The 8,495-nt window shown below is 72.1% G+C and carries 8 protein-coding genes; 5 read left to right on the forward strand and 3 right to left on the reverse strand.

What is annotated here, in order from left to right:
• The coding region (locus tag SACHA_RS22140; RefSeq protein ID WP_083935856.1) for an FAD-dependent monooxygenase at positions 1 to 1,576 on the reverse strand (1,576 nt) is incomplete at its 3' end.
• A gap of 5 nt (positions 1,577 to 1,581) precedes the next feature.
• Positions 1,582 to 2,544, reverse strand: a complete 963-nt coding sequence (locus tag SACHA_RS0113850; protein WP_019810763.1) for an MBL fold metallo-hydrolase — start codon at positions 2,542 to 2,544, stop codon at positions 1,582 to 1,584.
• A 394-nt stretch (positions 2,545 to 2,938) separates the two neighbouring features.
• On the opposite strand from SACHA_RS0113850, the gene SACHA_RS22145 reads away from it, so the two are divergent.
• The 5 genes from SACHA_RS22145 to SACHA_RS0113875 all read left to right on the forward strand — a co-directional run bounded on the left by SACHA_RS22145 (position 2,939) and on the right by SACHA_RS0113875 (position 7,634).
• Positions 2,939 to 3,445, forward strand: coding sequence for a DUF3995 domain-containing protein (locus SACHA_RS22145; protein WP_019810764.1), 507 nt, complete (start codon positions 2,939 to 2,941; stop codon positions 3,443 to 3,445).
• Positions 3,446 to 3,456: 11 nt separating this feature from the next.
• Complete coding sequence (locus SACHA_RS0113860; RefSeq protein WP_019810765.1) at positions 3,457 to 3,987, forward strand: hypothetical protein; 531 nt, start codon at positions 3,457 to 3,459, stop codon at positions 3,985 to 3,987.
• Positions 3,988 to 4,038: 51 nt separating this feature from the next.
• Complete coding sequence (locus SACHA_RS0113865; protein WP_019810767.1) at positions 4,039 to 4,515, forward strand: hypothetical protein; 477 nt, start codon at positions 4,039 to 4,041, stop codon at positions 4,513 to 4,515.
• Between the two features lie 810 nt (positions 4,516 to 5,325).
• Positions 5,326 to 6,690, forward strand: a complete 1,365-nt coding sequence (locus tag SACHA_RS0113870) for a cryptochrome/photolyase family protein (protein ID WP_028663174.1) — start codon at positions 5,326 to 5,328, stop codon at positions 6,688 to 6,690.
• 98 nt (positions 6,691 to 6,788) lie between these two features.
• Complete coding sequence (locus tag SACHA_RS0113875; RefSeq protein ID WP_019810771.1) at positions 6,789 to 7,634, forward strand: DUF3626 domain-containing protein; 846 nt, start codon at positions 6,789 to 6,791, stop codon at positions 7,632 to 7,634.
• A 124-nt stretch (positions 7,635 to 7,758) separates the two neighbouring features.
• Here the strand turns inward: SACHA_RS0113875 and SACHA_RS22150 are convergent.
• A partial coding sequence (locus SACHA_RS22150; protein WP_019810773.1) for an imine reductase family protein occupies positions 7,759 to 8,495 on the reverse strand: 737 nt, incomplete at its 5' end.

Genomic DNA, 8,495 nt, shown 5'->3' on the forward strand with positions numbered 1-8,495 from the left:
AGGCGAGGGCGTCCGCCGAGCCGGACGGCACCACGGCGGCGATGTGCCCGTCGGGGCGCACCAGCCACGTCTCACCCGGCCGGGCCGACAGCGCGGTGGTGAGCGTGCCGTGTTCGTCGATGTCGGCCAGCCGGAGCACCCGCCGGGGCCCTGCGGTGTTCGCCGCCAGCACCCTCGCGACCTCGGCGGTGTCCACGCCCGTGGTGGTCAGCGCCAGCAACCCGTCGCGGACCAGCTCGCGCAGCCGGGTGATGCCGGGCCGCTCGTCGACCGCGACCGGCGCGTCCGGGATCAGGACGCCGGGAACCACCGTCGGCATCTCCCCCCGCGGCGGGCGGCCGCCGAACGGACGGTGCGGGTCGGCGGTGGTCAATGGGGAGTCGACGTACCAGTACGGTTCGGCGAACCTGCCGGAATCGACCCGTGCCCGCGCCTCGGCGTCGTCGCGCGCCCGTTCCAGCAGCCGTTCGCGGGCGCGCCGCTCGTCCCCGGTCCGCGGCACGAGGAAGCGCATGGTGTCGCTGGTGACGGCGAGGTTCTCGCGCGCCGCGGCGGAGCGCTCGTGGTGGTAGCTGTCCAGCAGCGTCTCCGGGGCCCAGCCGTGCAGCACGAAGGCGAGCTTCCACGCCGCGTTCTCCGCGTCGGCGACCCCCGAGTTCAGCCCGCGGGCGCCGAACGGGGCCACCAGATGGGCGCAGTCCCCGGCCAGCAGCACCCGCCCGACCCGCATCCGGTCGACACAGCGGGTGTGGAACCGGTAGACCGACCTCCACACGACCTCGTGGTCACGGTCGCCGATGATCGCCCGGATGCGCGCGTCGAGTCGGCCGTCGGCTTCCTCGGCGTCGAGGTCGAAATCGGCCGGGACCTGCCAGTCGATCCGGAAGGTCGAGTCCGGGCAGGGGTGGATCAGCACCTGGCGCCCCGGGTTCCACTCCGGATCGAAGTGGAAGCGGCGCTCGGTCTCCCACCCGGGCAGGTCGGCGCGGATGTCGCAGATCAGGAACCGGTCGTCGAAGGAGTGCCCGGCGAAGTCGACACCGAGCAGGCCCCGGATCCGGTCCCCGCGGGCACCGGCCGCCGCGACCGCGTACGCCGCGTCGACCCGCACCTCCCCGGCGGCGGTGGCACAGGTCAGCACCACCGTGCGGTCGTCCTGCCCGATCGCCGTGACGTCGTGGCCCCAGCGGACGTCGATGCGCGGCTCGGCCGCGATGGCCTCGTCGAGGACCTGTTCGGAGCGGCACTGGCTGAGGTTGACGAACGGCGGCAGCGGCGAGTGGCCGCGGTCGGTGAACGACCAGGAGAACAGTTCGCGGTCCCGGTGGAAGGTGCGCGCGGTGTCCCAGGTGAGACCCTCCTCGGCGATCCGCCCGGCGCCCACCGAGGCCCAGATGTCGAGGACGTCGCGCTGCTGGCAGATGGCCTTCGACCCGACCGCGTCGCGTTCCCGCCGGGCGTCGAGCAGCACCACCGGGATGCCCCGGCGGGCGAGCAGCAGGGCGGTCGTCTGGCCGACGGGACCGTTGCCCACCACCGCCACCGGTGGTCCGCTGTACGGGGGGAGGGAGTCCATCGCGCTCACCCCTGCAACGCGGCCCAGACCTCGCGGTCGCGCCCGGCGGTCCAGATCCGTGGCCACTCGATGCCGTCCAGCTCGTCCCAGAGCCGCTGCACGTTGAACGGCAGGCAGTGCTCGAAGATCGGCCACGCCCCGAACGTCGGGGCGAGCGCCGCGTGGGTGGCGTCGAACGCCTCCTTCAGCGTTCCCCCGCGGGCGTGCACGGCGCCGACCTGCTCCCGCATGCCGAGCAGGAACGAACGGGTCTGCTCGATCGCGGCGTCCACGGCCGCTCTGCCGCGCGACACCGCGCCGCGGCCCCCGACGAGCGTCTCGGCCCCGAACTCCTTGACCCGGTCGAGCGTCCCGGTCGACCACTCCGTGTGGAAGGCGTCGCCGGTGTACAGCGCGGCCTCCGCCTCGACCAGGTCCCCGGCGAAGAGGATCTTCTGCCGTGGCAGCCAGGCGACGAGGTCACCCGCGGTGTGCCCGCGGCCGCAGTACCGCAGGATCAGCTCGCCCCGGTCGCCGCCGAGGTCGAGGCGCATGCCGTCGGTGAAGGTGAGATCGGGCCGGGTGAGGCCGGGGATCGAGTCGGGCTCGCGGAACAGCCGCGGCATCCGGCCGAGTTCGCTGTCCCAGTCCTCGCGGCCGCGTTCCTCGATGAGCTCGCGGGTGGTCTCGTGCGTGATGACCGCGTCCGCGTCGAACGCGGACGCCCCGAGCACGCGGACGGCGTGGTAATGCGACAACACGAGATACCTGACCGGCTTGTCGGTGTGCTCGCGCAGTCGCCGCAACCAGTCCCGCGCGGCGACCGGGGTGGCGCGCGCCTCGAAGGCGATCAGGAAGTCCTCGCCCTCGATCGCGCCCACGTTCGGATCGCCCTCGGCGGTGAGCGCGTAGACGCCGTCCGCGAGAACGTCGAGCGTCTCGGTCTTCGCACCGAGATCTGCCGAGGAGGCGAAGGGCTTGGCGGCCATGGTGGTGGTTTCCCTTCCTTCGTGCGGCGGCCCGTGGGGCGCGCGTCCTGCGGAGGCCACGGACCGACCGGTGAGAAACGTGCCACGTCGGACACCGACGGCGGCACGTCACCCGGGTGTCGTCCGGGTCACTGTGCCAGCCACACTGTGGCCGGCAAAAGAACCGGGAACCCGGGCTCGCGGTCACCATCGGTTCGCCTACAGGTAGGGACCTTGTCCGGTTCCCCGCGCCTCTCCGGGCTGCGCGCGATCAGCAGTTGACCCCCGCACCGGAGACCGTGTGCGTTCCGCACCCGCGTCCCGTGCAGAAACCGGCAGCGACGGTAATTCGCCCGTGGCGGCGGGCTCTATCCTGCTCGGGCGGGCGCACCCGCCGCCCGGAACAGGAGAACGGATGAACCAGACACCGTCCCCCGCACGGTCGGCCGGACGCCTCGGGACACCCTCGACACGACTGCGCTGGCTGGCCGGCCTGTGCTGCGTGTGGATGGTGGTCTTCGCCGGGGTGCATGTCTACTGGGCCGTAGGGGGCACGTTCGCGATGCCCGCCGGGTTCTCCGTCGACGAGCACACCGCGCTGTTGGTGATCGACATCATCGCGGTACCACTGTGCCTGGCAGGCGCCGCGCTGGCGCTCGCGTTGGTACGCCCGGCGGGACGCCGCAGACCCCGCACCGTCACCGCGTTGACCGCGTTGACCGGTGTGTTCGCGATCGTCCACGCCGCGGGCACGATCGTGGCCGACCTCGGCATGCTGTCGGGCGTGGTGGAGGTCCCGGACACCGAGGCCGAGCGGATCAGCTTCTTCGTCTTCGAACCATGGTGGTTCCTCGGGGGTGTACTCTTCGTACTCGCCGCGTGGACCTTCCACACCGACCGGCGCCACACGCCCCGGACCTGAGGCGGGCGGCTGTGCTGCTGGACGACATCCTGCCGCGCTGGGACCACCGCGAGCGGCACGAACTGCGCGTTGGCGCCCCGACCGAGGACGTGCTGGCCGCCGTCGAGTCGATGACCTGGAAAGACCTCCCGGTCCTGCGTGCACTGAGCGCCCTGTCCCCGGCGAGCCGCCGGCCACCGCACGGCCGGGCCCCGTTCCTGGACCGGATGACCGCGGGAGGGTTCCGCGTGCTGCACCGCGGTCCGGACGAACTGGTCGTCGGCGCCGTCGCCCCCGTACGGCGCGGAGGGCGGGCCCGTTCACTCGACCCCGATCCGTGCGCGGCGTTCGTCGCGTTCACCGAACCCGGTCACTACCGCGTGGCGTTCAACTTCCGGCACGCCGGGGGTGTCCTCGGCACCGAGACGCGGGTCGCGGTCACCAACCCGGATTTGCTCCGTGCCTTCACCCGATACTGGCGGCTGATCAGGCTGCCCGGCGGACTGATCCGGCGCGAATGGCTGCGTGCGATCCGGACAGCGGCGGTGACGCCGAACGGTTGAGGACGCGACGTCGCCGCGGAGTCACCCGAGGCCCGGTTGTGAGGCGGAACTGTGAGCACGACCGTGTGGATCCCGTTGTTCGTGGTCGGCACCGTGGTGTTGGTGTCCCTGCTCGCGCTGGCGGCACGGCGCCTGCTGGGGTTGCGGGTCGGCCTGCTGCGCACCGTGCTGGCGGGCGCGATCGGCGTGTTGGCCGAGTCGTTGTTCGGCACGTCGGTGCACCTGGACGGACACCTCGCCGTCCAGCTCAGCCTCCAGCTCGGCGTCGGCGTTCTCATCGCCACCGGCTTCCTCGCCGTCGCCGAGGCACTCGTGCCCTCCGGTTCACTCGGCGGTCCACTGGACTGGCTCCGCTCCGGACGCACCCGGGCCGCCCGTGCCCGGAGGTCCGCCCGCATCGTGTCGATCGCCGTGCGGCACGGGCTGGGTCCCTACCTTCGGGGCCGCGGACGACCCGGTCGTGGGGCCGGCACCACCACCCCGGCCCGCGCACTGCGCGCCGCGCTGGAAGAGGGCGGTGTCGCCTAGCACCCGTCCCGTGGCCAGGTTGACCAGTGCCCGCAGATCCTCCCAGGACACCTCGGCGTGCGGGTGCCGCGGGTCGCTCAACCGGAAGCTTCTGCGCCAGACCGATGAGTTCGTGCGCCGCACTGGACCGGACCACTCGGACCCGCACCGCCACGCCACCGCGGTCGACGACCCGACCGTCCACCGCGGGCAGTGTCCCGACGACCCCCAGATCCACGGGAGAGGTGATATGCCCGAGCCCCGCGGCGAGACTCCCCCCGACGAACGCGAGTCCGATCCGGCACGAGCCACCCAGGTCCCGCTGCAGTACGTCCCGGGCCGCCGTGAGCTGGGCCTCCGAGAACGTGACATCGGGTACCGGCCAGTACGCGCGACCGCTGGCAGCCATGGCAGGCAGCGGATCGCGGGAAAAGCCCGGGGGCGATCGTGAGCGAACGTCCCCGGTGACTCTGCACGCCATCATCGGTGTCGCCGTGCTCGCTCGCTCCTGATCCCCTCGGATCGCGCGCACCCGGGACGTCCTCCTCCGGTGCGCCCCGGGCACCCCCGAAGCCCCGCTGCGTTCTCACGGTCGACCGTGTTCGCCGATCCGGAGGGTGAGGCATTTTCCACGGCGCGGATCTGCCACGACGCCCCGCCCACACGACACCGACGAGGCAAGGTCGGGTCACGACGGCCCAGGGGACGCGGGAGTCTCCCCCGGTTGACACGGCGAGCGGCCCGGCGTGATCGCGATGGCCTGGTGAGATCATGTCGGGGCAGGTGGGGCCGGACCGGAATGGCCGCCCGGTCATGCGGGTAATCCTGGCGATGTGTGTCTCTCTCGTGCTGTTTACGCGGGATTTGCGGGTGCACGACAACCCTGCGTTGCGTGCCGCCGTGGACGAGGCCGACCGCGTGATCCCACTGTTCGTCGTGGACAGTCGGATCGTCGCCGGTGGCTACCCCGGAGGCAATCGGGCGGCGTTCCTCGCCCGGTGCCTGGCCGACCTCGACGCCGGGCTGCGTGAACGGGGCGGACGGTTGGTGACCCGCACCGGCGACCCGGTGCGCCGGGTGCGCAGCCTGGTCGACGAGTACGGGATCCGCGACGTGCACGTCGCCGACGACGTCAGCGGCCACGCGCAGCGCAGGCTCCGACGGTTACGCGCCGAACTCGACGAGAGCGGCGCCCGGGTACACGCGCACACCGAGTCGACCACCGCGATCGCCCCGGCACGCCTGAGCCCGTCGGGGCGCAAGGATCACTTCGCCGTGTTCACCCCGTACCTTCGACGGTGGCAGGAGACGCCCCTCCGTCCGGTGCTGGCACCGCCGGAGCGGGTGCGGCTGCCCGGTCACCTCTCCCCCGGCGATCTTCCGGCGCCGGAGGCGTTCAGTTCGGCCGAGGTCACCGCCGAAGCCGTAGACGGCGGAGAACAGGCCGCCCGGGAAGCCCTCACGGTATGGGCGGACGGCCCGGTCGAAGACTACGCCGAGAGCCACGACGACCTGCCCGGGGACCGAACCTCGCACCTGTCACCCCATCTGCATCTGGGAACGCTGTCCGCCATCGAGGTGGCGCACCGGGTCGGCTCCCGCACGCCCGGTGCGCGGGAGTTCACCCGACAGCTCGCCTGGCGGGACTTCCACCACCAGGTGCTGGCCGCCCGCCCGGCGTGCGCGTACGAGGACTACCGACCGCACGGCGACCGGTGGCGTGACATCCCCGCGGAACTGCACGCGTGGCAGGAGGGCCGCACCGGCTTCCCGATCGTGGACGCGGGTATGCGACAGTTGCTGCGGGAGGGGTGGATGCACAACCGCGCCCGACTGATCACGGCGAGTTTCCTCACCAAGACCCTCTACCTCGACTGGCGCGCGGGGGCCCGGCATTTCCTGCGGTATCTGCTCGACGGCGACCTCGCGAACAACCAGATGAACTGGCAGTGGGTCGCGGGCACCGGCACCGACAGCCGTCCGAATCGGGTGCTCAACCCGCTGCGCCAGGCCGAGCGCTACGACCCCGACGGCGCTTACGTGCGGCGCCACCTGCCCGAACTGGCCGAAATCACCGGCCCCGAGGTGCACCGTCCGTGGACCCTGTCGGACAGGGTCCGCTCCGGTCTCGACTACCCGGAACCGATGGTCGACCTCGCCGACGCCCGCGAACGCTTCCTCGCCGCCCGGGGGTGACCCGTCCGTCGTCCGCGAGGACGCCCGCTGAGCACGGTGACCGGCTCCGTCGCCGCGTGCGTCGGGACACGGCATCCCGGTTTTCGATACTCTGGGCCATGTCCGATCTCGTGGACCGTGCCCTTTCCCACGTGGCGTCGCTGGCCACCGGTGGGCCGGTGGAGCCGTCGTTGCGGGTGACGCTGCACTTCCATCCCGACCGTCTGGTGACCGGGGTGCCGGTTCTGGAGCGTATGGCCGACGACGGCGTGTACCGGTCCCAGTTCGAGACCGGGACGGGCAACGGGGGACTGACCGCGCACCCCGGCGGTGACCGCTGGAGGTGGGAGAGCCGGATCTTCGCCGGAGTTTACGACGAAGCGTCGGCCGCCGACCGGCCGAAGTACGGTTCGCTGAACCACCGTCGCCGCCTGCTCGGCGGCTCACCCCGGTTCGGCTCGGCGTATCTGCGCCTGGCCCGCCATACCCTGGCCCGCACCACGTTCTGCTATCCGGACAGTGTGTTCGCGCCACGGCACTTCGGAGTCGCGTCGCGGCTCTCGACGCTGATTACGCTGGCCGAGGACGACGACAGGGATCCGCTCGACGACTACGTCGAGGCCCATGTGCACGGTGTGGTCGACCTCAGCCGGGACGCCGAGGCACTGATGCTCGACCCCTGCTATCACGGGACCCCGACGGAGACCGCGGCGAACCGGCTGGCGTGCCCGGTCGAATGGCACGGTGGTTTCACGCTGACCACCACCGCACTGCGCGCACACCCCGACTACGGGGGTCCCGAGTTCGTGCGCCTCGGCGAGTCCCTGGCACGGGCCGGCCGTCTGAACCCCCGCATCATCGGCGACGCCTCCCGGACCGGACACCACGACGGGCAGGCGCTCAAGCGTGTGTGGCACTACCTCGCGCGGTTCGGCTCCGTCGAGCTCGCGTCGGCGGAGCCGTGAACACTCGGGACGGGCGCACGACCGGGCCGAGCGGCGACAGTGGGGCGCCGATACCGCCCTTGCCGACCACCCGTACTCGTCCCGGACGGTCCGGAACCACCGTCGCCGACGGGGGATTCGCGCCTCAGTCGATGATGGTGGTGAGCCCTTCGTGGCCGTGACCCGATTCGATGCGTCGCCGGACGAGGCGGTGAACGTGGTCGAGGGCACCGTTGCCGAGATTCTGGTTGGCCCGCAGCTCGACGAGCCGTTCGAGCACGGGTTCGTGCTCGGTCAGGTCGGCGGGCCCCCGCGGGAACGAACCGGTCTTGACCTCGTGTGCGGTGGCGGCGGTGGCGTCCACGACGTGGCCCAGCGGTCCGGCGGCCAAGGCGGCGAAGTCCTCGACGTCGATACCGGTCGAGCGGACGGTTTCCAGGGCACGCAGATAGGCGACCTGCGTGTCGTACCAGAGTCCGAACAGGGTGAGGTCCTGCACGGCCGCGGCGGCGGGATCGGCTCCGAGATACCGCGCCGAACCGAGCGTCCCGAGCGTGGCGCGGTGCTCGTCGAAGGTGGCTCGGGGGCCGCTGTAGAGCAGCATCGCGGCGTCGCTCCCGAGGTCCTCCGGGGCGGTCTGGACCCCACCGTCGAGATACGCGGCACCCGCCTGCCCGGCCCTGTCGGCAGCACGGCGCGTTTCCTGGGGTGAACCGGTGGTGAGCGACACGAGCGTGCGGCCCGCGATCGCGTCCGAAACGGCATCGAGTACCGCCTCGACCGCCGCGTAGTCGGTCACACACAGCAGCACCAGCGGGCTCGCGGCCGCCGCCTCGGCCGCCGAGGGCGCACGGACCCCCCCACGACCGGCGAGCGCGTCGG

This window comes from Saccharomonospora halophila 8 (assembly GCF_000383775.1).
Lineage (GTDB): Bacteria > Actinomycetota > Actinomycetes > Mycobacteriales > Pseudonocardiaceae > Saccharomonospora > Saccharomonospora halophila.

Bases quoted from the DNA above. Each gene is read 5' to 3' on its own strand.
- SACHA_RS0113850 (WP_019810763.1), bottom strand. From the start codon at position 2,544: ATGGCCGCCAAGCCCTTCGCCTCCTCGGCAGATCTCGGTGCGAAGACC.
- SACHA_RS22145 (WP_019810764.1), top strand. From the start codon at position 2,939: ATGAACCAGACACCGTCCCCCGCACGGTCGGCCGGACGCCTCGGGACA.
- SACHA_RS0113870 (WP_028663174.1), top strand. From the start codon at position 5,326: ATGTGTGTCTCTCTCGTGCTGTTTACGCGGGATTTGCGGGTGCACGAC.
- SACHA_RS0113875 (WP_019810771.1), top strand. From the start codon at position 6,789: ATGTCCGATCTCGTGGACCGTGCCCTTTCCCACGTGGCGTCGCTGGCC.